The organism is uncultured Brachyspira sp. (assembly GCF_949287625.1).
GTDB lineage: Bacteria > Spirochaetota > Brachyspiria > Brachyspirales > Brachyspiraceae > Brachyspira.
The window spans coordinates 1-329 of record NZ_CASEGO010000052.1; the positions used below are offsets into that span (position 1 = coordinate 1).

A 329-nucleotide genomic window follows, 5' to 3' on the forward strand; every position below is an offset into this window, starting at 1 on the left:
AACAGCACTTATCCTATGCCGCCAATAAAAGAGATTATGGAAACCGTTGATAAATTTGAAACAAACTTCACCGTTACAGAGGAGCATATTAAAAAGTCTGGTTATTATCAATTACAAGTGTCTTCAATTCCTCCAGATAAAGCACAAGAATCCGACTGGGTTAATATTATACCTAATAATCAAACAACTTCTTCTATAGGCTGGGAGAGCGGCGGAGCTGATTTATTTACTTTTAATAACAAAATAGTGCGTTTAGTTGATTATGACAGGGAGTTTAAGCTAGACAATCAATATGAAACGGCTTTGAATCTTTCACAGAAATATTATGC

The 329-nt window shown here is 34.7% G+C and carries 1 pseudogene; it reads left to right on the plus strand.

The annotated features are described in order from the left end of the window. Nucleotides 1–329, plus strand: a pseudogene (locus Q1X91_RS09135) (hypothetical protein); the annotation flags it as partial.